Source organism: Pseudomonas sp. BN515 (assembly GCF_029873155.1).
Lineage (GTDB): Bacteria > Pseudomonadota > Gammaproteobacteria > Pseudomonadales > Pseudomonadaceae > Metapseudomonas.
Map to the genome: position 1 here is coordinate 18614 of NZ_SSOH01000012.1, position 21464 is coordinate 40077.

17 protein-coding genes are annotated in these 21464 nt (G+C 65.6%); 8 read left to right on the top strand and 9 right to left on the bottom strand.

Features of this window, described 5'->3' with window-relative positions:
• Positions 1–73: 73 nt before the first annotated feature.
• The 3 genes from E8E91_RS02475 to choX all read right to left on the bottom strand — a co-directional run bounded on the left by E8E91_RS02475 (position 74) and on the right by choX (position 3053).
• Positions 74–1039, bottom strand: coding sequence for an L-carnitine dehydrogenase (locus tag E8E91_RS02475; RefSeq protein ID WP_280374452.1), 966 nt, complete (start codon positions 1037–1039; stop codon positions 74–76).
• 117 nt (positions 1040–1156) lie between these two features.
• Positions 1157–2041, bottom strand: coding sequence for a 3-keto-5-aminohexanoate cleavage protein (locus E8E91_RS02480; protein WP_280374453.1), 885 nt, complete (start codon positions 2039–2041; stop codon positions 1157–1159).
• A 73-nt stretch (positions 2042–2114) separates the two neighbouring features.
• Positions 2115–3053, bottom strand: a complete 939-nt coding sequence (gene choX, locus E8E91_RS02485) for a choline ABC transporter substrate-binding protein (protein WP_280374454.1) — start codon at positions 3051–3053, stop codon at positions 2115–2117.
• A 223-nt stretch (positions 3054–3276) separates the two neighbouring features.
• Here choX and E8E91_RS02490 point away from each other — a divergent pair, with 223 nt between their 5' ends.
• On the top strand, positions 3277–4239 hold the full coding sequence (locus E8E91_RS02490; RefSeq protein WP_280374455.1) for a GlxA family transcriptional regulator: 963 nt from the start codon (positions 3277–3279) through the stop codon (positions 4237–4239).
• A 288-nt stretch (positions 4240–4527) separates the two neighbouring features.
• On the opposite strand, the gene E8E91_RS02495 is transcribed toward E8E91_RS02490, so the two are convergent.
• From E8E91_RS02495 to E8E91_RS02510, 4 genes are read right to left on the bottom strand one after another with little or no spacing between them, the layout of a single operon-like run.
• Positions 4528–4749, bottom strand: coding sequence for a formate dehydrogenase subunit delta (locus E8E91_RS02495; protein ID WP_077520446.1), 222 nt, complete (start codon positions 4747–4749; stop codon positions 4528–4530).
• Positions 4746–7622: a formate dehydrogenase subunit alpha gene (gene fdhF, locus E8E91_RS02500; protein WP_280374456.1), complete on the bottom strand. Its 2877-nt coding sequence runs from the start codon at positions 7620–7622 to the stop codon at positions 4746–4748. Before fdhF ends, E8E91_RS02495 begins: the two co-directional genes overlap by 4 nt.
• Positions 7619–9178, bottom strand: coding sequence for a formate dehydrogenase beta subunit (locus E8E91_RS02505; protein WP_280374457.1), 1560 nt, complete (start codon positions 9176–9178; stop codon positions 7619–7621). Before E8E91_RS02505 ends, fdhF begins: the two co-directional genes overlap by 4 nt.
• Entirely contained in the window at positions 9172–9654 is a 483-nt protein-coding gene (locus E8E91_RS02510; protein ID WP_280374458.1) for a formate dehydrogenase subunit gamma, read from the bottom strand. The genes E8E91_RS02505 and E8E91_RS02510 overlap by 7 nt, the downstream gene beginning before the upstream one ends.
• Before the next feature lie 594 nt (positions 9655–10248).
• On the opposite strand from E8E91_RS02510, the gene E8E91_RS02515 reads away from it, so the two are divergent.
• The 7 genes from E8E91_RS02515 (at position 10249) to E8E91_RS02545 (ending at position 18534) form a co-directional block, all read left to right on the top strand.
• Positions 10249–11226 (top strand): dipeptidase, encoded by a 978-nt coding sequence (locus E8E91_RS02515; protein ID WP_044871141.1) that lies wholly within the window; start codon positions 10249–10251, stop codon positions 11224–11226.
• Positions 11227–11349: 123 nt separating this feature from the next.
• A complete protein-coding gene (locus tag E8E91_RS02520) occupies positions 11350–11886 on the top strand; it encodes a 4-vinyl reductase (protein WP_280374459.1) in 537 nt (178 codons plus the stop codon).
• Between the two features lie 18 nt (positions 11887–11904).
• The gene (gene dgcA / locus E8E91_RS02525) at positions 11905–13965 is read left to right on the top strand and encodes a dimethylglycine demethylation protein DgcA (RefSeq protein WP_280370952.1); all 2061 of its coding nucleotides are present in this window, start codon (positions 11905–11907) and stop codon (positions 13963–13965) included.
• Between the two features lie 158 nt (positions 13966–14123).
• Positions 14124–16082, top strand: a complete 1959-nt coding sequence (gene dgcB, locus E8E91_RS02530) for a dimethylglycine demethylation protein DgcB (protein WP_280374460.1) — start codon at positions 14124–14126, stop codon at positions 16080–16082.
• Positions 16083–16254: 172 nt separating this feature from the next.
• On the top strand, positions 16255–17487 hold the full coding sequence (locus tag E8E91_RS02535) for an electron transfer flavoprotein subunit alpha/FixB family protein (RefSeq protein WP_280374461.1): 1233 nt from the start codon (positions 16255–16257) through the stop codon (positions 17485–17487).
• Positions 17477–18256, top strand: coding sequence for an electron transfer flavoprotein subunit beta (locus E8E91_RS02540; protein ID WP_280374462.1), 780 nt, complete (start codon positions 17477–17479; stop codon positions 18254–18256). Before E8E91_RS02535 ends, E8E91_RS02540 begins: the two co-directional genes overlap by 11 nt.
• A 32-nt stretch (positions 18257–18288) precedes the next feature.
• Complete coding sequence (locus E8E91_RS02545) at positions 18289–18534, top strand: hypothetical protein (RefSeq protein ID WP_028630518.1); 246 nt, start codon at positions 18289–18291, stop codon at positions 18532–18534.
• A gap of 212 nt (positions 18535–18746) precedes the next feature.
• Here the strand turns inward: E8E91_RS02545 and E8E91_RS02550 are convergent, their stop codons facing one another.
• The gene (locus E8E91_RS02550; RefSeq protein WP_190834813.1) at positions 18747–19850 is read right to left on the bottom strand and encodes a GlxA family transcriptional regulator; all 1104 of its coding nucleotides are present in this window, start codon (positions 19848–19850) and stop codon (positions 18747–18749) included.
• A gap of 390 nt (positions 19851–20240) precedes the next feature.
• The coding region (locus E8E91_RS02555; RefSeq protein ID WP_280374463.1) for an L-serine ammonia-lyase at positions 20241–21464 on the bottom strand (1224 nt) is incomplete at its 5' end.

The window sequence follows — 21464 nt, forward strand, 5'->3', positions numbered from 1 at the left end:
AGCGAGGCGCCCTCTCCCCAACCCTCTCCTTGAAGGGAGAGGGGTCAGCACGGAGTGGCGGGAAGGTTTGAGGTTAGTCGGCGAAGGCGAAGCCGTGATTGGCCTTGGTTTCCTTGATGGCACCGAGCACCGCCAGCAGGCAATCGTCACGGTAGCGTTCCAGTTCGGCAATGCTACGTGAACCCTGCTGCTCGGAGGTGCCTTCCACTACCCGGTCGATCAGTTCGTCGGTCAATTCCGGCGCCGGCAGGTAGGTCCAGGGCAATTGCAGCGCCGGGCCGAACTGCGCCATGAAGTGGCGCATGCCGGCATTGCCGCCCGCCAGGGTGTAGGTCAGGAAGGTGCCCATGAAGGACCAGCGCAGCCCAGCGCCGAAGCGAATAGCGTCATCGATCTCGCCGGTGCTGGCCACGCCGTCGTTGACCAGGTGCAGCGCCTCGCGCCAAAGCGCTTCCAGCAGGCGGTCGGCGATGAATCCCGGCACTTCCTTGCGCACATGCAGGGGGCGCATGCCCAGCGCGGTGTAGATTTCGATGGCAGCCTGCACGGCCTCCGGCGCGGTCTTCTCGCCGCCCACCACTTCCACCAGGGGCAGCAGGTAGACCGGGTTGAACGGGTGACCGACCACGCAGCGTTCAGGGTGCACGGCGTCGGCGTAGAACTCGCTGGGCAGGAGGCCCGAGGTGCTGGAACCGATGATCACGTTCGGGCGCGCCGCGGCGCTGATCTTCGCGTGCAGGTCCAACTTGAGATCGAGTCGTTCCGGGGCGCTTTCCTGGATGAAGTCGGCGTCCCGCACGCACTCCTCGATGGTCGCGACGAAGCGCAGGCGATCCTGGGAAGCGCCGGGTGCCAGGCCCTGTTTCTGCAGCGCTGGCCAGGCATTGGCGATGCGAGAACGCAACGCTGCTTCAGCGCCGGGCGCCGGGTCCCAGGCGATGACATCGAGGCCGTGGGCCAGCGCGCGGGCGATCCAGCCGCTGCCGATGACGCCACTGCCGAGAGCGGCGAAGGTCTTGATCTGGGTGACAAAGGACATGGTGACTCCTGGACGGGCAAATCGAATTGGGTAAAGACAGTCCGTAGGAGCGAGCTTGCTCGCGAAGCTCCTGGAAGCCTCATTCGCGAGCAAGCTCGCTCCTACACACTCGTGCGGTCAACGCTGTTTCAGATTCATCTTCTTGCGGCCCTCGGCCGGGGTCAGGGCGCGGCCGCCGAGGCGTTCGATGATCTCGATGGCCCGCTCCACCAGCTGACCGTTGCTGGCGTGCACGCCACGGTCGAGCCAGATGTTGTCTTCCAGACCGACCCGCACGTTGCCACCCAGCAGCATCGCCTGGGCCACCATCGGCATCTGCGAGCGACCGATACCAAAGCCTGCCCAGGTGATGCCCGGTGGCAGGTTGTCGGCCATGGCCTTCATGGTGGTGGTATCAGCCGGCGCGCCCCACGGAATCCCCAGGCAGATCTGGATCAGCGGGTCTTCCAGCAGGCCTTCCTTGAGCATTTGCTTGGCGAACCAGAGGTGGCCGGTGTCGAAGATCTCCAGCTCGGCCTTCACGCCCAGCTCGGTGATGCGCTTGGCACCGGCGCGCAGCTGGGCCGGAGTGGAGACGTAGATGAAGTCGCCATCGCCGAAGTTCAGGGTGCCGCAGTCCAGGGTGCAGATTTCCGGCAGCAGTTCTTCCACGTGGGCCAGGCGCTCCAGCGGTCCCACCAGGTCAGTGCCGGTGCCGAACTCCAGGGGCTGCTCGCCCTTGCCGATTTCCAGGTCGCCGCCCATGCCGGCGGTGAGGTTGATGATGACGTCGGTATCGCTTTCGCGGATGCGCTCCACCACTTCGCGGTACAGGGCCACATCGCGGCTCGGCTTGCCGGTCTTCGGGTCACGCACATGGCAGTGAGCGACGGTGGCGCCGGCCTTGGCCGCTTCGATGGCGGCAGCGGCGATTTCCTTCGGGGTGACGGGAATGGCCGGGTGCTTGCCGACGGTATCGCCGGCGCCGGTGACGGCACAGGTGACAATGACTTCGTAGTTCACGGTTGTTTCATCCTTCTGCGAGGCGATCGGAAACCGTGCGCGGGGCAATCCGCGCACCGGGCGTTGCGTTGATTTACTTCAGCGAGGCGAAGGCGCTTTCGACGCCGTTCTTGCCGTCGAAGGTGGTGACCCCGGCGAGCCAGCCCTTGACCACTTCCGGATTGGCCTTGAGCCACTGGCGGGCGACCTTGGCCGGGTCTTCGCGGTCCATGATCGGCTGCATCAGCTGGGCTTCCTGGTCGCTGGTGAAGCGCAGGTTGGCCAGCAGGCGATCGGCGTTGGGGCAGCGCTGGGCGAAGTCCGGCGCGGTGACGGTGGAGACGGTGGCGGCGCCATCATTGGGGCCGAACACGTCCTCACTGCCGGTGAGGTAGGTGATGGGCATCTGGATGTTCATCGGGTGCGGTTTCCAGCCGAAGAACACCACCGGCTTGTTGTTCTTCACCGCACGCTTGACCGCGGTGAGCATGGCAGCCTCGCTGGACTCGATCAGCTTGAAGCCGCCCAGGCCGAACTGGTTGGTGTCGATCATCTTCTGGATCGCGGTATTGGCTCCGGAGCCGGATTCGATGCCGTAGATCTTGCCGTCCAGCTGGTCCTTGAATTTCGCGATATCGGAGAAGGTGCGCAGACCCTGTTCGGCGGTGTAGCTGGGCACCGCGAGTACGGCGATGGCGTCGTTCAGCGAGGGCTCGGCGGCAACTTTCACCGACTTGGAAGCCAGGAACGGCTTGATGTTGTCGTCCATGATCGGCTTCCAGTAGCCGAGGAAGACATCGATCTGTTTCTTCTGGATGCCGGCGAAAATGATCTGCTGCGAGGCCTGGGTCTGGGTGGTCTGGTAACCCAGGCTGCCGAGCAGTTCGTTGGCGACGGCGGTGGTGGCGACGACGTCGGTCCAGCCGACCACGCCTACGCGGATCTTCTGGCAACTGGCGTCTTCGGCGGCGAGTACGGCGGTGGTGGAGAGGGCGAACAGACAGCAACCAGCGAATGCGGTGAGACGTTTCATTGATGCTCCCCTTGCGGCCAAACGGTTTGTATTTGTTTTCCAGGAGCCGGGGGCGGCTCCTTCCGTCTTCGGGCGCCACGACAACCCGATGGAGACAAATTACTCAGCGTCCGAACCCGCGATTCGAACTAAAACGACTACCTATTGAACAGGAACGACCACCTTTCTTGCACGCGGCTGCGTAGTGTTTTTTAGTGCCTTATCCCCTTTGCGGAAAGCGGCCATGCCCCAGACGTTCAGCTTCCTCCTGCTGCCGGGCTTTTCCATGATCGGCCTGATGTCGGCGGTCGAGCCCCTTCGGGTGGCCAATCGTTTTCGGAGTGAGCTCTACCGCTGGCGCCTGCTGAGCCTGGATGGCGGCCCGGTGCCGGGGAGCAATGGCATGTCGCTGAATGTGGATGGCGGGTTGGACTCACCGCCAGAAGGCGATTGCCTGTTCGTGGTGGCCGGGTTCGAGCCGCTGGCCAGTTTCGGCCCACGCCTGGCCCACTGGCTCAATCGTGCCGAACGCGACGGCCTGCTGCTGGGGGGCATCGATACTGGCAGCTTCGTCCTGGCCGAAGCCGAGCTGTTCAACCGTCAACGCCTGACCCTGCACTGGGAAGCCCTGGAAGCCTTCCACGAACGCTACCCGGCGCTGAACGTCACCCAGGAGCTGTTCGAGATCGATGGCAAGCGGATCACCAGCGCAGGGGGAACCGCCAGCCTCGACCTGATGCTCACGCTGATCGCCCGCAGCCATGGCGAATCCCTGGCGCTGCAGGTGTCGGAGCAGTTCGTACTGGGCCGCATCCGCACCCAGCAGGACCATCAGCGCATGCAGATCGCCAGCCGCTTCCACGTGCATAACAAGAAGGTGGTGCAGGTGATTGGCGAGATGGAGCGGCACAGCGAGGCGCCCCTGACCTCGCGGGAGCTGGCCGAGCGGGTGAGCGTCACCCCGCGCCAGCTGGAGCGGCTGTTTCGTTTGCACCTGAAGGAAACACCGTCGAATTTCTACCTCGGCCTGCGCCTGGACAAGGCCCGCCAGCTATTGCGCCAGACCGACATGAGCGTGCTGGAAGTCGCCCTGGCCTGCGGCTTCGAATCGTCTTCCTACTTCTCCCGTGCCTACCGAACACGCTTCGCCACCTGCCCGAGCCAGGACAGGCATGAGCATCCGGATCAGGAACTGCTCGCCAGATAGGGTGAACCAGGAACCTGTGGGAGCGAATTCATTCGCGAAAAGCCGCGTAGCGGCCCAAGGTACGCGCCTGAGGCAGGCCTTCGGCCTGCAATCGCGATTGAAATCGCTCCCACAAAGCTCAGCCGAGCGCTTGTGCACTTGTACGGGCAATGGCTTGTTGTAGGGGCGAATTCATTCGCCAAGCAGGCCGCAGGTCTGCCCTGAAGCCTTGCAGGGGGGGCAGCAGAGCTGCCCTTGGCGAATGAATTCGCCCCTACAAGCATTCGCGCCTGAATGCCCTGAACAGGGCTAAACCGCCCTCCCCTGCTCCGCCAGCGCCTGCTGCACCAGGGGATGCAGACATTCGCCATGGTGCTCTACCTGCCAGGCCATCAGTTCAATGCGCATGGCCGGCGTCCAGAAGCTCTGCAGGTGCGTGCGCACCCCCTTCACCGCTTGCTCCTTGTCCGGTTCGGAGGCGAAGAACTGGGCGATCTGGTTGGCCATCTTGATCAGGTTGTCGGTGCTCATCGGCGTACCTCGACTTTTTCGGTCCTGCGGCGATCCTTGAGCAGGCGCCGCTGTTCGTCACTGAACTCTTGATAGCGTTTCTGCCATTCGGAGGGGTGGTAGACCCGCGTCACCTCCACGGCTGTCACCTTGTACTCCGGGCAGTTGGTGGCCCAGTCGGAGTTGTCGGTGGTGATCACGTTGGCCCCCGATTCGGGGAAGTGGAAGGTGGTGTACACCACCCCCGGCGCCACGCGCTCGCTGACCTTGGCACGCAGCACCGTCTGTCCGGCGCGGCTGCCAACGCCCACCCAGTCGCCCTCGGTGATGCCACGGCTCTCGGCATCGGTCGGGTGGATCTCCAGGCGGTCCTCTTCATGCCAGGCGACGTTGTCGGTGCGCCGGGTCTGGGCGCCGACGTTGTACTGGCTGAGGATGCGGCCGGTGGTCAACAGCAGCGGATAGCGGCTATTGACCTTCTCTTCGGTGGGCACGTAGCCGGTGAGCATGAAGCGTCCCTTGCCACGCACGAATTCCTCGATGTGCATGGTCGGCGTGCCATCCGGCGCCTGGTCGTTGCAGGGCCATTGCAGGCTGCCGTGACGATCCAGCTCGGCGTAGCTCACGCGGGTGAAGGTCGGGGTCAGGCTGGCGATCTCGTCCATGATCTCGGACGGGTGCTTGTAGTCCATCTTGTAGCCAAGGGCGTTGGCCAGCAGCTGCGTCGCCTCCCAGTCGGCCTTGCCGCCCAGCGGGTCCATCACCTTGCGCACGCGGGAGATGCGCCGCTCGGCGTTGGTGAAGGTGCCGTCCTTCTCCAGGAAGGAACTGCCCGGCAGGAAGACGTGGGCGAACTTGGCGGTTTCGTTGAGGAAGATGTCCTGCACCACCACGCACTCCATGGCCGACAGGGCGGCGGTGACGTGCTGGGTGTTGGGGTCGCTCTGGGCGATGTCCTCGCCCTGGCAGTAGAGCGCCTTGAAGGTGCCGCCGAGGGCCGCCTCGAACATGTTGGGGATGCGCAGACCCGGATCAGGCTGCAGGGTCACGCCCCAGGCCTGTTCGAACTGGTGGCGCACCGCGTCGTTGGAGACGTGGCGGTAGCCCGGCAGTTCATGGGGGAAGGAACCCATGTCGCAGGAGCCCTGCACGTTGTTCTGCCCACGCAGCGGGTTCACGCCAACGCCCTCACGGCCGATGTTGCCGGTGACCATGGCGAGGTTGGCGATGCCCATGACCGAGGTGCTGCCCTGGCTGTGCTCGGTCACGCCCAGGCCGTAGTAGATGGCTGCGTTGCCGCCGGTGGCGTAGAGCCGTGCGGCGGCGCGGATGTCGTCGGGCGACACGCCGCAGATCGGCCCCATGGCCTCGGGGGAGTTTTCCGGCAGGCTGACGAAATCGCGCCAGCGGGCGAAGTCAGTCGCTTCGCAGCGGGCGTCGACGAAGTCCTGGTTGACCAGCCCCTCGGTGACGATTACGTGGGCCAGGGCGTTGAGCATCGCCACGTTGGTGCCCGGACGCAGCGCCAGATGCAGCTCGGCGCGGGCGTGGGGCGAATCCACCAGGTCGATACGGCGCGGGTCGATGACGATCAGCCGCGCCCCCTCGCGCAGGCGGCGCTTGAGCTGGGAGCCGAACACCGGGTGGGCGTCGGTGGGGTTGGCACCGATGACCAGCACCACGTCGGCCTGCATCACCGAGTCGAAGCTCTGGGTACCGGCGGACTCGCCCAGGGTCTGCTTGAGGCCGTAGCCGGTGGGCGAGTGGCAGACCCGCGCGCAGGTGTCGACGTTGTTGTTGCCGAAGCCGGCACGCACCAGTTTCTGCACCAGGTAGGTCTCTTCGTTGGTGCAGCGGCTGGAGGTGATGCCACCGATGGAATCACGCCCGTACTTGAGCTGGATGCGGCGGAATTCGCTGGCCGCGTGGTTCACCGCTTCTTCCCAGCTGACTTCCTGCCAGGGATCGCTGATGTGCTTGCGGATCATCGGCTTGGTGATGCGGTCCGGGTGCGTGGCGTAGCCGAAGGCGAAACGGCCTTTCACGCAGGAGTGACCGTGGTTGGCCTGGCCGTTCTTGTCCGGAACCATGCGCACCAGTTGGTCGCCCTTCATTTCGGCTTTGAACGAGCAGCCCACGCCGCAATAAGCGCAGGTGGTGATGACGCTACGCTCGGGCTGGCCAAGTTCGACCACGCTCTTTTCCATCAGGGTGGCGGTTGGGCAGGCCTGTACGCAGGCGCCACAGGACACGCATTCGGAGTCGAGGAAGTTCTCGCCTCCGGCCGCCGCCACGCGGGACTCGAAACCACGCCCGCTGATGGTCAGGGCGAAGGTGCCCTGGGTTTCCTCGCAGGCGCGCACGCAGCGGTTGCAGACGATGCACTTGCTCGGGTCGTAGTCGAAATAGGGGTTGGAAACGTCCTTCTGCTCGTCCAGGTGGTTGGCGCCGTCGTAGCCGTAACGCACCTCGCGCAGGCCCACCTGACCGGCGACGGTCTGCAGCTCGCAGTTGCCGTTCGCCGAACAGGTCAGGCAGTCCAGCGGGTGGTCGGAGATGTACAGCTCCATCACATTGCGGCGCAAGGTGGCGAGCTTGGGCGTCTGGGTGTGGACCACCATGCCTTCGGTCACGGGCGTCGTGCAGGAGGCCGGATAGCCACGCATGCCGTCGATTTCCACCAGGCACATGCGGCAGGAGCCGAAGGCTTCCAGGCTGTCGGTGGCGCAGAGCTTGGGAATGGTGGTGCCGAGCAGCGCGGCGGCACGCATCACCGAGGTGCCGGCGGGCACGCTGATCTCGCGGCCATCGATGGTCAGGCTGACCTGCACCTCGCTTTCGCGGGCCGGGGTGCCAAGGTCGATATCGCTGGCGGGGTCGAAGATGTTGATCATTGGTCGGCCTCCGAGGTCTCCAGACCGAAGTCGGCGGGGAAGTGCTTGAGGGCGCTGGTCACCGGGAAGGCGGTCATGCCACCCAGGGCGCAGAGCGAGCCGTACGTCATGGTGTCGCAGAGGTCCTTGAGCAGCAGGGCCTGCTCCTCGCGAGCGGTGATGTCCGTGGCGGCGATCAGGCGGTCCACCACCTCCACTCCACGGGTCGAGCCGATGCGGCAGGGCGTGCACTTGCCGCAGGATTCCTCAGCGCAGAACTGCAGGGCGAAGCGGGCCATGTGGGCCATGTCCAGGCTGTCGTCAGCCACCACCACGCCGCCGTGGCCGAGCATCGCGCCCATGGCGGCGAAGGCCTCGTAGTCCAGCGGCGTATCGAATTGCGACGGCGGCACCCAGGCACCGAGCGGTCCACCTACCTGAGCAGCCTTCAGCGGGCGGCCGCTGGCGGTACCGCCGCCATAGCCCTCCACCAGCTCGCGCAGGCTCAGACCGAAGGCGCGCTCCACCAACCCGCCATGGCGGATATTGCCGGCGAGCTGGAAGGGCATGGTGCCCAGCGAGCGACCCATGCCGAAGTCCCGGTAGAACTGCGCGCCACGGGCGAGAATCACCGGCACCGAGGCCAGGGTGAGCACGTTGTGGACCAGGGTCGGCAGGCCGAACAGGCCCTGCAGCGCGGGCAGCGGTGGCTTGGCACGGACCACGCCGCGCTTGCCTTCCAGCGAATCCAGCAGAGCGGTTTCCTCACCGCAGATATAGGCACCGGCACCGACACGGACTTCCAGGTCGAACGCCAGGCCACTGCCACCGACGTTGGCGCCGAGGTAGCCGGCGTCGCGGGCGATCTCGATGGCCGCGCGCAGGTTATCCACCGACTGCGGGTACTCGGAGCGCACGTAGATGTAGCCCATGGTGGCACCGACGGCGAGGCCGGCGATGGCCATGCCCTCGATCAGCAGGAAGGGGTCGCCCTCCATCAGCATGCGGTCGGCGAAGGTGCCGGAGTCGCCCTCGTCGGCGTTGCAGACCACGTACTTCTGCGCGGCGGCGGCGCCACGCACAGTGCGCCACTTGATGCCCGCCGGGAAGGCCGCACCGCCCCGACCACGCAGGCCGGAATCCAGCACGGCGGTGACGACGTCATCGCCGCTCAAACCAATCGCGCGCGCCAGCCCTTCGAAACCGCCGTGGGCGCGGTAGTCATCCAGGGATAGCGGCCGGGTGATGCCGGCACGGGCGAAGAGCAGGCGCTGCTGGCTCTTCAGGTACGGCAGTTCCTCCACCGGCCCCAGGGCCAGCGGATGGGTGCTGGCATCACCCTGCAGGGCGTCCAGCAGGGACGATACGTCCTCCGGCGCAACCGGGCCGAAACCCAGGCGACCGTCGGCGCTTTCCAGCTCCAGCAGCGGCTCCAGCCAGTAGAGGCCACGGGAACTGGTGCGTTTGATTTCCAGCGGCAGCTTGCGTTGCTCCGCTTCGCGGGCGAGGGCAGTGGCCAGGTCGTCGGCACCAACGGCGCGGGCTACGGAATCGCAGGGGATGCACAGCTTCAGCATGAACCGTCCTCCAGGCAGCCCTTCACCAGCGCACTCAGACGCTCGGGGGTCAGTCGCGCATGCAGGCGGCCGTCCAGCTCCAGGGCTGGCGAGCAGGCGCAGGCGCCCAGGCAGTAGACAGGCCGCAGGCTGATCTGGCCGTCGGCACTGGTGCCGTGGTCGTCCAGCTCCAGCTCTTCGCGCAACTGCGCGGCCAGGCGCTCGGCGCCCATGCTCTGGCAGGACTCGGCGCGGCACAGGCGCAGGGTATGGCGTGCCGGCGGCGTGGTGCGGAAGTCGTGGTAGAAGCTGATCACCCCGCGCACCTCGGCCAGGCTGAGGTTCAGGGCGTGGGCGATCTCGGGAATGGCGACATCGGGGATGTACCCCGCGCCTTCCTGGATGGCGTGGAGGATCGGCAGCAGGGCACCGGGGGTGTCCTTTTCGCGTTCCAGCACGCTCTGGATCAGAGGCAGGTGAAGCGTCTCATCAGGCATACAGCGTTCCTCTGCTTCACGGGCGACGGGCTGAATTCAGTCGTCCGGAGGTCTCGGCTGCGGCTCACTCGCCACGTCACGGAGCGTGGCCTGCGGTGGCCGTCCTAGCGCCCCGAAGCGCATCTACGCGCGCTGGTCCGGGACATTCGAGGAGCTTGCCATCCCCGTCATTCGGAGATTTCACCCCAGCGACCCTGCGCATTCTGAAACCGACGCAGGCCGACGGAGCGCTCCGTACATTCCTTTATAGGTGGTTGGCGCAAGCCGATGGCGACAGGCGGACCTGTGGTTTGCCGCAGCAACAAAGAGCCATTGATTGTGGGAGCGATTTCAATCGCGATTGCAGGACGCAGTCCTGCCTTAGTCCAGACAGGGGCCGCTGTGCGTCCCATTCGCGAATGAATTCGCTCCCACAAGCCAGTGCCAGTCCTACCAGATGGGCAGTTCCGAACCCCGCTTGCCCATTCGCGACCGGCTTGACGCTTTCGGCAATACCCCGGTCGCTTTTGCGCGATAGCGCCGAATTCCCCAGGGATATGCTCCCCTCAAAGCGCCGGCAGAAGATTCGGCGCATGCATAACAGGGGACAGCCTGATGAGCCCAGCCGAACTGCACGCCGACAGCATCGTCATCGACGGTCTGATCATCGCCAAGTGGAACCGTGAACTCTTCGAAGACATGCGCAAGGGTGGCCTGACCGCCGCCAACTGCACCGTGTCGGTGTGGGAGGGCTTCCAGGCGACGGTGAACAACATTACCGCGAGCAACAAGCTGATCCGCGAGAACAGTGACCTGGTGATCCCGGTGCGTACCACCGCCGACATCCGCAAGGCCAAGGAACTGGGCAAGACCGGCATCCTCTACGGCTTCCAGAACGCCCACGCGTTCGAGGACCAGATCGGCTACGTCGAGGTGTTCAAGCAACTGGGCGTTGGCATCGTGCAGATGTGCTACAACACCCAGAACCTGGTGGGCACCGGCTGCTACGAGCGCGACGGCGGCCTCTCCGGTTTCGGTCGCGAGATCGTCGCCGAGATGAACCGCGTCGGCGTCATGTGCGACCTGTCCCACGTGGGCTCCAAGACTTCCGAAGAAGTCATCCTCGAATCCAAGAAGCCGGTCTGCTACTCCCACTGCCTGCCGTCCGGCCTGAAAGAACACCCGCGCAACAAGTCCGATGAAGAGCTGAAGTTCATCGCAGATCACGGCGGCTTCGTCGGCGTGACCATGTTCGCCCCCTTCCTGGCCAAAGGCATCGATTCGACCATCGACGACTACGCCGAAGCCATCGAGTACGTGATGAACATCGTTGGCGAAGACGCCATCGGCATCGGTACCGACTTCACCCAGGGCCACGGCAAGGAATTCTTCGAGTGGCTGACCCACGACAAGGGTTACGCCCGCCGCCTGACCAACTTCGGGAAGATCGTCAACCCGCTGGGCATTCGCACCGTGGGCGAATTCCCCAACCTCACCGAGACCCTGCTCAAGCGCGGCATGCCCGAGCGCGTGGTGCGCAAGGTCATGGGCGAGAACTGGGTCCGCGTACTGAAGGACGTCTGGGGCGAGTGATCGCTCTTCTCCCCTCTCCCCTCCGGAGAGGGGCCAAACCCTCACCCCAACCCTCTCCCGGCGGGAGAGGGGGTTAATGAAGCCCGCAGCCGGGCCCAAATCGAATTCCGGAGCTAAAACAACATGGCCAAACACGCCCCTGAAATGCCCATCGAAGTCGACAGCGAAACCGGTGTCTGGACCACCGACGCCCTGCCGATGCTGTACGTGCCCCGTCACTTCTTCGTGAACAACCACATGGGCATCGAAGCCGAGCTGGGCCCGGAGCGCTACGCCGAAATCCTCTACAAGGCCGGCTACAAGTCCGCCTGGCACTGGTGCGAGAAAGAAGCTGAATGCCACGGCCTGGAAGGCGTAGCGGTGTTCGAGCACTACATGAAGCGCCTGTCCCAGCGCGGTTGGGGCCTGTTCCAGATCGAGTCCATCGACCTCGACAAGGGCACCGCCCAGGTCCGCCTGAAGCACTCCGCGTTCGTGTACGTGTACGGCAAGGTAGGCCGCAAGGTCGACTACATGTTTACCGGCTGGTTCGCCGGCGCCCTGGATCAGATTCTCCAGGCTCGCGGCAGCAGCGTCCGCACTGTCGCCGAGCAGGTGTACAGCGGCTCGGAAGAAGGCCACGACGACGGCCTGTTTATCGTCAAACCCATCAACGAATAAGAGATCGGAGATAGGGCAATGGCATTCGAAGCTATGTTCCAGCCGATCCAGATCGGCAAACTCACCATCCGTAACCGTGTGCTCTCCACCGCGCACGCCGAGGTCTATGCCACCGACGGCGGCATGACCACCGACCGCTACGTGAAGTACTACGAAGAGAAGGCCAAGGGCGGCATCGGCCTGGCCATCTGCGGCGGCTCGTCGGTGGTGGCCATCGACAGCCCGCAGGAGTGGTGGAGCTCGGTGAACCTGTCCACCGACCGCATCATCCCGCACTTCCAGAATCTGGCCGACGCCATGCACAAGCACGGCGCCAAGATCATGATCCAGATTACCCACATGGGCCGCCGCTCCCGCTGGGACGGCTTCAACTGGCCGACGCTGATGTCGCCGTCCGGTATCCGCGAGCCCGTGCACCGCGCCACCTGCAAGACCATCGAGGTGGAAGAGATCTGGCGCGTGATCGGCAACTACGCCCAGGCCGCGCGCCGGGCGAAGGAAGGCGGCCTGGACGGCGTCGAGCTGTCCGCCGTGCACCAGCACATGATCGACCAGTTCTGGAGCCCGCGCGTCAACAAGCGTACCGACGAGTGGGGCGGCACCTTTGAAGGCCGCATGAAGTTCGGCCTGGAAGTGCTGAAGGCCGTTCGCGCTGAAGTCGGCGACGACTTCTGCGTCGGCATGCGTATCTGCGGCGACGAATTCCACCCGGACGGTCTGTCCCACGAGGACATGAAGCAGATCGCCAAGTACTACAGCGACACCGGCATGATCGACTTCATCGGCGTGGTTGGCTCGGGCTGCGACACCCACAACACCCTGGCCAACGTGATCCCGAACATGAGCTTCCCGCCGGAGCCCTTCCTGCACCTGGCGGCCGGCATCAAGGAAGTGGTCAACGTACCGGTGCTGCACGCGCAGAACATCAAGGACCCGAACCAGGCCACCCGTATCCTGGAAGGCGGCTACGTGGACATGGTGGGCATGACCCGCGCCCACATCGCCGACCCGCACCTGATCGCCAAGATCAAGATGGGCCAGGTGGACCAGATCAAGCAGTGCGTCGGTGCCAACTACTGCATCGACCGCCAGTACCAGGGCCTGGACGTACTCTGCATCCAGAACGCCGCCACTTCCCGTGAATACATGGGCGTGCCGCACATCATCGAGAAAACTACCGGCGTGAAGCGCAAGGTGGTGATCGTCGGCGGTGGCCCGGCAGGCATGGAAGCGGCCCGCGTGGCGGCCGAACGCGGCCACGACGTGACCCTGTTCGAGAAGAAGGACCAGCTCGGCGGCCAGATCACCATCGCCGCCAAGGCACCGCAGCGTGACCAGATCGCCGGTATCACCCGCTGGTACCAGCTGGAGATCGCGCGCCTGGGCGTCGACCTGCGCCTGGGCACCGCGGCCAACCCGGAAGCCATCCTCGACCTCAAGCCGGACATCGTCGTCCTGGCCAACGGCGGTCATCCGTTCCTGGAGCAGAACGAGCACTGGGGTGCGGCCGAAGGCCTGGTAGTGAGCAGCTGGGATGTGCTCGACGGCACCGTGGCGCCGGGCAAGAACGTGCTGGTCTACGACACCATCTGCGAATTCGGCGGCATGTCGGCAGCGGACTTCCTGGCCGACAAGGGCGCCCAGGTCGAAATCGTCACCGACGACATCAAGCCGGGCATCGCCATGGGCGGCACCACCTTCCCGACCTACTACCGCAGCATGTACCCGAAGGAAGTGATCATGACCGGCGACCTGATGCTGGAAAAGGTCTACCGCGAGGGTGACAAGGTGGTGGCGGTGCTGGAGAACGAGTACACCGGCGCCCGCGAGGAGCGTGTGGTGGACCAGATCGTCATCGAGAACGGCGTGCGCCCGGACGAGGGCCTGTACTACGCGCTCAAGGACGGTTCGCGCAACAAAGGCCAGATCGACGTCGAGGCGCTGTTCGCCATCAAGCCGCAGCCTTGCCTCAGCGAAACCGGCAGCGGTTACCTGCTGTTCCGCATCGGCGACTGCGTGGCCCAGCGCAACACCCACGCGGCGATCTACGACGCCCTGCGTCTGTGCAAGGACTTCTGATGATCGCTCCCCTCTCCCTCTGGGAGAGGGGCCGGGGGTGAGGGATGGCGCAGGCCGGCACGGATTTTCAGTGACGCCAAGCTCCCCTCACCCCAGCCCTCTCCCGGAGGGAGAGGGAGCCATCCGTGCCGCTTTCAGGTCCCGGTAGGAGACCAACAATGCTGAACACCCTTCTTCCCATCCTGCTCTTCGCCGCGCTCGGCCTTGCCGTGCTGGGCGCCGCGAAGCGCTTCTTCATGTGGCGCCGGGGCCGACCCTCCAAGGTCGACTGGATCGGTGGCCTGATGAAGATGCCGCGCCGCTACCTGGTGGACCTGCACCATGTGGTCGAGCGCGACAAGTACATGTCCAAGACTCACGTGGCCACCGCTGGCGGCTTCGTGCTGTCGGCCGTGCTGGCGATCGCGGTGCACGGCTTCGGCCTGCACAGCCGGATCCTCGGCTTCGCCCTGCTGGCCGCCACTGTGCTGATGTTCGTTGGCGCACTCTTCGTCGCCAAACGCCGTCTCGATCCGCCGTCCCGTCTGTCCAAGGGCCCGTGGATGCGTCTGCCGAAGAGCCTGCTGATGTTCGCGGCGAGCTTCTTCATCGCCACCCTGCCGGCGGCCGGCATCCTCCCGGAAGGCTTCGGCGGCTGGTTCCTCGCCGGCATCCTCGCCATTGGCGTGGCCTGGGGCGTGTCCGAGCTGTTCCTCGGCATGACCTGGGGCGGCCCGATGAAGCACGCCTTCGCCGGGGCCCTGCACCTGGCCTGGCACCGCCGCGCCGAGCGCTTCGGCGGCGGCCGCTCCACCGGCCTCAAGGCGCTGGACCTGGAAGACCCCAACGCACCGCTGGGCGTGGAAAAACCCACTGATTTCACCTGGAACCAGCTGCTCGGCTTCGACGCCTGCGTGCAGTGCGGCAAGTGCGAGGCCGTGTGCCCTGCTTTCGCCGCCGGCCAGCCGCTGAACCCGAAGAAGCTGATCCAGGACATGGTCATCGGCCTGGCCGGTGGTGACGACGCCAAGTTCGCCGGCAGCCCCTACCCGGGCATTCCGCTGGGCGAGCACGCCGGCGGCCCGCACCAGCCGATCGTGGTCCAGGGCGGCAAAGGCCTGGTGGAAGCGGACACCCTGTGGTCCTGCACCACCTGCCGTGCCTGCGTCGAGGAATGCCCGATGATGATCGAGCACGTCGACGCCATCGTCGACATGCGCCGCCACCTGACCCTGGAAAAGGGCTCCACCCCGAACAAGGGTGCCGAGGTGCTGGAAAACCTGATCGCCACCGACAACCCCGGCGGCTTCGCCCCCGGCGGCCGCCTGAACTGGGCTGCGGACCTGAACCTGCCGCTGATGAGCGAGAAGAAGCAGGCCGAGGTGCTGTTCTGGGTCGGCGACGGTGCCTTCGACATGCGCAACCAGCGCACCCTGCGCGCCTTCGTCAAAGTCCTGAAAGCTGCCAACGTCGACTTCGCCGTACTCGGCCTGGAAGAACGTGACAGCGGCGACGTAGCCCGTCGCCTGGGTGACGAAGCCACCTTCCAGACCCTGGCCAAGCGCAACATCGCCACGCTGAACCAGTACAAATTCAAGCGCATCGTCAGCTGCGACCCGCACAGCTTCCATGTGCTGAAGAACGAGTACGGCGCATTGGGCGGCCATTACGAAGTCCTGCACCACAGCACCTACATCAACGAACTGATGCAGCGCGGCAGCCTCAGCCTCGGCCAGCACAAGGGCGGCAGCGTGACCTACCACGACCCGTGCTACCTGGGCCGCTACAACGGCGAGTACGAAGCCCCGCGCGCCGTGCTCAAGGCCATCGGCATCGAGGTCAAGGAAATGGAACGCTCCGGCTTCCGTTCCCGTTGCTGCGGCGGTGGCGGTGGCGCACCGATCACCGACATCCCCGGCAAGCAGCGGATTCCCGACATGCGTATGGTGGACATCAAGGAAACCGGCGCAGAACTGGTGGCCGTGGGCTGCCCGCAGTGCACCGCAATGCTCGAAGGCGTGGTCGCCCCGCGCCCGGAGATCAAGGACATCGCCGAACTGGTGGCGGATGTGCTGATCGAGGTGCCGGTGGAAGCAAAAAAGCCGTCGGCGGCTAAAGCTGCCGTGGAGGTGGCGTGATGGGTACTTACAGCCAACTTCTCCCGTCGCTCTTCTCCCCTCTCCCTCTGGGAGAGGGGCCGGGGGTGAGGGTGTTCGGCAGCAGCTCCGTGCCCACCCATTACCCCCTCACCCTAACCCTCTCCCCCACAGGGGAGAGGGGACATTCTGTACCTGAGCAGGAGTCCATCGCATGAGCGACATCATCCGCCGCGACCCGCGCGCCGAGTGGATCGCCCGCAACCGCCTGCACCCGCTGCATGCCGCCATGCAGACCCAGGGGCAGACGAGCTGGATGGGCCCCAACGGCCTGATCCGCAAGAATCCCCACGCCGCAGCAGCGGGCTTCATCGGCCCCAACGGCGTCAAGCGTATCGACCGCAGCGGCGCCCAGCAGGGCACCGCCGGCAAGCGCAGCGCGGCCAGCGAAGTGGTGCAGCTGCCGCTGCATGTGATCGAACAACCGGCCTTCCACATCTGCGTGGTGCCGGACATGGTCGGTGGCCGTCTCTCCAGCCACGACAAGGACCTCCTGGGCCTGGCCAACAAGTTGGCCGGCAGCGAAGGCGCGGTGGTCGCCGTGCTCTTCGGCGAAGACAAGGAATCCGCCTTCGATACCGCAGGCGTGGACCGCATCCTGCGTATCGCGGGTGACGAGTTCGACGGCTACTCGCCGGAAGCCCGCGTGCTGGCCCTGAGCGCTGTGGAAAGCCAGCTGGCGCCCCGCCACTGGCTGCTACCCGATAGCCGCACCGGTGGTGGCGAACTGGGCCGCCGCCTGTCCGCGAAGCTGGGCGAACGCCCGGCCACACGCGTCTGGCAGGTCGCCAACGAACAAGCCACTGGCCGCGCCGGTGCAGGCCGCGAGGACCTGGTGCGCCAAGTGCCGCGCCTGATCCTGGCTGCCGCCGAATGCGCCGAACCGGTCAGCGAAACCCGTCACGAAGCCCGTCAGCTGGATCTGTCGGCAAGCATCGCCCACAGCCTGCCGCGCATCGAGGACCTCGGCCCGGTGGCCGTGGACCCGGCGCAAATCCCCATGGCCGAGGCGGAGTTCATCCTTTCCGGCGGCAACGGGGTGAAGGACTGGGCACTGTTCCACGAAGCGGCCGGCGCCCTCGGCGCCACCGAAGGCGCTTCCCGCGTGGCGGTGGACGACGGCTTCATGCCGCGTAACCGCCAGGTGGGCGCGACGGGTACCTGGGTCACCGCGCGCGTCTACCTCGCGGTGGGCATCTCCGGCGCCATCCAGCACCTGCAAGGCATCGGCGCCTGCGACAAGGTGGTGGCGGTGAACATGGACCCGGGCTGCGACATGATCAAACGCGCCGATCTCTCGGTGATCGGCGACTCCGGCGCCATCCTCGCGGCGTTGATCCAGCTGGCCACCGAATACCGTCAGGGAGGGGCACGCGATGCCGCATGACGCACTGAAGATCGTCAGCCTGGTCTCCATCGGCGCGCACCCCACCTCGGGCCGCGCTCGCCGCGCCGACCAGGATGCCCGCGCCGTCGAACTCGGCCTGCGCCTGGCCGGCCCGCGCCTGCGCGTGGTGCATGCCGGCAATCCGCAGGAAGAAGCCCTGCGCGCCTACCTGGGCATGGGCCTGGATGAACTGATCGTCCTGGAGCAGGGCTCGCAGGACGACGCCCTGCCCCCGCTGGGCGACTTCCTCCGCGAAAGCGGCGCCCAACTGGTGCTCACCGGTAGCCAGGCGGAAACCGGCGAAGGTTCGGGCATGTTGCCCTACCTGCTGGCCGAACGCCTGGGCTGGCCACTGGTGGTGGGTCTGGCAGAGGTGGAAAAAGTGGACAACGGCGTGGCCCAGGTCCTGCAGGCCCTGCCACGCGGCCAGCGCCGCCGGCTGAAGGTGCGCCTGCCCTTCGTCGCCTGCGTCGACAACGCCGCTCCCACCGCCCGCCAGAGCGCCTTCGGCCCGGCCCGGCGCGGCCACATCGAAGCCGAAGACGTGGAGCTGGTGGAGGATGTATTGTTCGCCGAGGCCCAGTTGCAACCGGCTCGCCCTCGGCCCAAGCGGCTCAAGGTGATCAAGGCCAAGACCGGCGCCGAGCGGATGAAGGCGGCAACCGCCAAGGCATCCGGCGGTGGCGGCCAGGTACTCAAGGACGTCTCGCCGCAGGCGGGCGCCGAAGCTATCTTCAAACTGTTGCTGGAAGAAGGCGTGCTGCGCTGATCGCGCGGCACCCGATGCGGAGGAATAGCGCGATGATGCATGCCGATCTGATCGACCAGGAAGACTTTCGTGAGCGCCTGGTGGCGCTGGGTATCAGCATCCCGCCGGGGGTTACCGCCGAGCAGGCCTGCGAACAGGCCGTGAGCGGCCTCAGCCCGGAACGCGCACTGGCCTTGCGGCGTCTGGTGGAGGAGTTGCTGGGCGGCAGCGCCACCCTGCTGCCGAACGTGCGCGAAGCCATTTCGCGCACCCTGCTGCCGGCGCTGGTACCGCGCTGACAGCTGAAACCCATGAATGAGAAAGGGCGCCATTGGCGCCCTTTTTTCTTTCCCGTAGGGTGCGCCGTGCACACCTGGGAATACTTTGTGGGGGCGATTTCAATCGCCAAGCGGGCCGCAGGTCCGCCCTTCCGGTCCTGAGTGGGGCAGCTTCACCGCCCTTGGCGAATGAATTCGCCCCTACAGGCTCCTCATTCGCCAAGGGAGGTGCGTTACACCACCCGCACGCTGGCGAAGGTGGACTCGCCCTGGGCGCGGGTCAGCGCAACGCCGGCGGTGGACGGCGCGTTGCGCACCAGTTCGTCCGGCACCGGCATCAAGGCCACCACGTTGGCGTTCTGGCCAGCACGCTCGTCGCGCGGCGGAATGCCGAAATACTCGCGGTAGCACTTGGAGAAGTGCGGGGTGGAAACGAAGCCGCACACCGACGCCACCTCGATGATGGACATGGCGGTCTGCTTCAGCAGCTGGCGTGCGCGGATCAGGCGCAGTTTGAGGTAGTAACGCGACGGCGAGCAGTGCAGGTACTTCTGGAACAGGCGCTCCAGCTGGCGGCGCGAGACGTCGACGTAGGTGGCCAGCTCGTCGAGGTCGATGGGCTCCTCCAGGTTGGCTTCCATCAGCGCGACAATTTCCTGCAGCTTCGGCTGGTTGGTGCCGAGCATGTGCTTGAGCGGTACGCGCTGGTGGTCCTGCTCGTTGCGGATGCGCTCGTAGATGAACATCTCCGAGATGGCGGCAGCCAGTTCGCGGCCGTGCTCGCGGGCGATCAGGTGCAGCATCATGTCCATCGGCGCGGTGCCGCCGGACGAGGTGTTGCGGTTGCGGTCGATGGAGAACAGGCGGGTGCTGATGCCGGCGCGGGGGAAGGCTTCCTGCATGGCCGCCAGGCATTCCCAGTGCACGCTGCACTCGAAACCGTCGAGCAGGCCGGCCTTGGCCAGTGCCCAGCTGCCGGTGCACACGGCGCCCAACTGGCGGCCCTGGCGGGACTGGGACTGCAGCCACTGCACGTGTTCGCGGCTGACGCTGTGCTGGATATCGACACCGCCGCAGACAATCACGGCATCCAGGGCCGGCGCATTGTCCAGGCCGCTGTCGGGGGTGATCTGCAGGCCGTCGCTGGCACTCACGGGACGGGCGTCCTGGCTGAGCGTGTACCAGCGATAGAGTTCGCGGCCGGAGAGGTGGTTGGCCATGCGCAGCGGTTCGACCGCGGATGCCAGGGAAATCAGGGTGAAGTTATCCAGCAGCAGGAAACCGATGGACTGGGGAACACGGTTCTGGGGTTGAGCCCCTTGGTTGAACTGTGACATCAGCGAAACCCTCAGCTAGGCACGGAGCGGAGCCTCGTTTAGAGGCTTTTTTGTTATGGCCTGGTCTTCAAAACCAGGGAATACCAAATCTAGGCAAAGGTCGTGCCTAGTTTTATTGATCGTTCAATTAAAAACAGCGGATTCCTCCAAGGCCCATGCCATTCGGCCTAGGCGTCAGCGACAGAATCATTCTGTTTACGACCGCGAGAGCCCGCGTCCGGCGGGCCCTGGGGACTTAGGTAGCACTGGCGGTGTCAGCGAATGTCACCCCGTGCTATAGGACAATACCTTCAGTAACAGACGGAATATTCATAACCTGACCGCCCGGTCATAACCGCCCCGCCGCATCGTGCACCAGCATTGGGCGGCGGCGGCCGCCCATGATCGAGATCAGCACTCGATGGCGCTGACCGCCAGGCCACCGCGCGAGGTTTCCTTGTACTTGTCGTGCATGTCGGCACCGGTGTCACGCATGGTGCGGATCACCCGGTCCAGCGAGATGAAGTGCTCGCCGTCGCCGCGCAAGGCCATCTGCGCCGCGTTGATCGCCTTCACCGCGGCGATCGCGTTGCGCTCGATGCACGGCACTTGCACCAGCCCGCCCACCGGGTCGCAGGTCAGCCCGAGGTTGTGCTCCAGGCCGATCTCAGCCGCGTTCTCCAGCTGCGCCGGGGTCGCCCCGAGCACTTCCGCCAGGCCAGCGGCGGCCATGGCACAGGCCGAGCCCACTTCGCCCTGGCAACCCACTTCGGCACCGGAGATCGAGGCGTTCTTCTTGCACAGGATGCCGACGGCGGCGGCGCCGAGGAAGAAGTGCACCACGTCGTCGTCAGTCGCCTCGGGATTGAAGCGCATGTAGTAGTGCAGCACCGCCGGGATGATCCCCGCTGCACCGTTGGTGGGCGCGGTGACCATGCGCCCGCCGGCGGCGTTTTCCTCGTTCACCGCCAGGGCGTAGAGGTTCACCCACTCCATGGCGCTCATGGTGCTGCCGATCACGTTGGGCTTGCCCAGCTCCTGCAGGCTGCGGTGCAGCTTCGCGGCACGGCGACGCACGTTGAGCCCGCCGGGGAGGATACCTTCCTCGCCCATGCCGTTGCGCACGCATTCCTGCATGGCGTCCCACAGTTTCAGCAGGCCAGCGCGGATCTCCGCCTCGCTGCGCCAGGCCTTCTCGTTGGCCAGCATCAGCTCGGAGATACGCAGGTTGTGGCGCTGGCAGAGTTCCAGCAGTTCTTCGGCACTGGAGAAGTCGTAGGGCAGCTTGGTGGCGTCCTGGTCCAGCTGGCCGGACTTCGCCTGGGCCTCGTCGACGACGAAACCGCCGCCGATGGAGTAGTAGGTGTCGCGGTGCAGTTCGCCGCCCTCGCCTTCGACGATCAGGGTCATGGCGTTGGGGTGATACGGCAGGTTCTCGTCGAGCAGCAGCAGGTCGCGCTGCCAGTCGAAGGCGACCGGGTGGCTGCCGTCCAGCAGCAGTTCGCGGGAGGCCTTCAGCGCCTCGATGCGCGGGGCGATCTGTTTCGGGTCGACCTGGTCCGGCCATTCCCCCATCAGCCCCACCAGGGTGGCGCGGTCGGTGCCGTGGCCGACACCGGTGGCCGACAGCGAGCC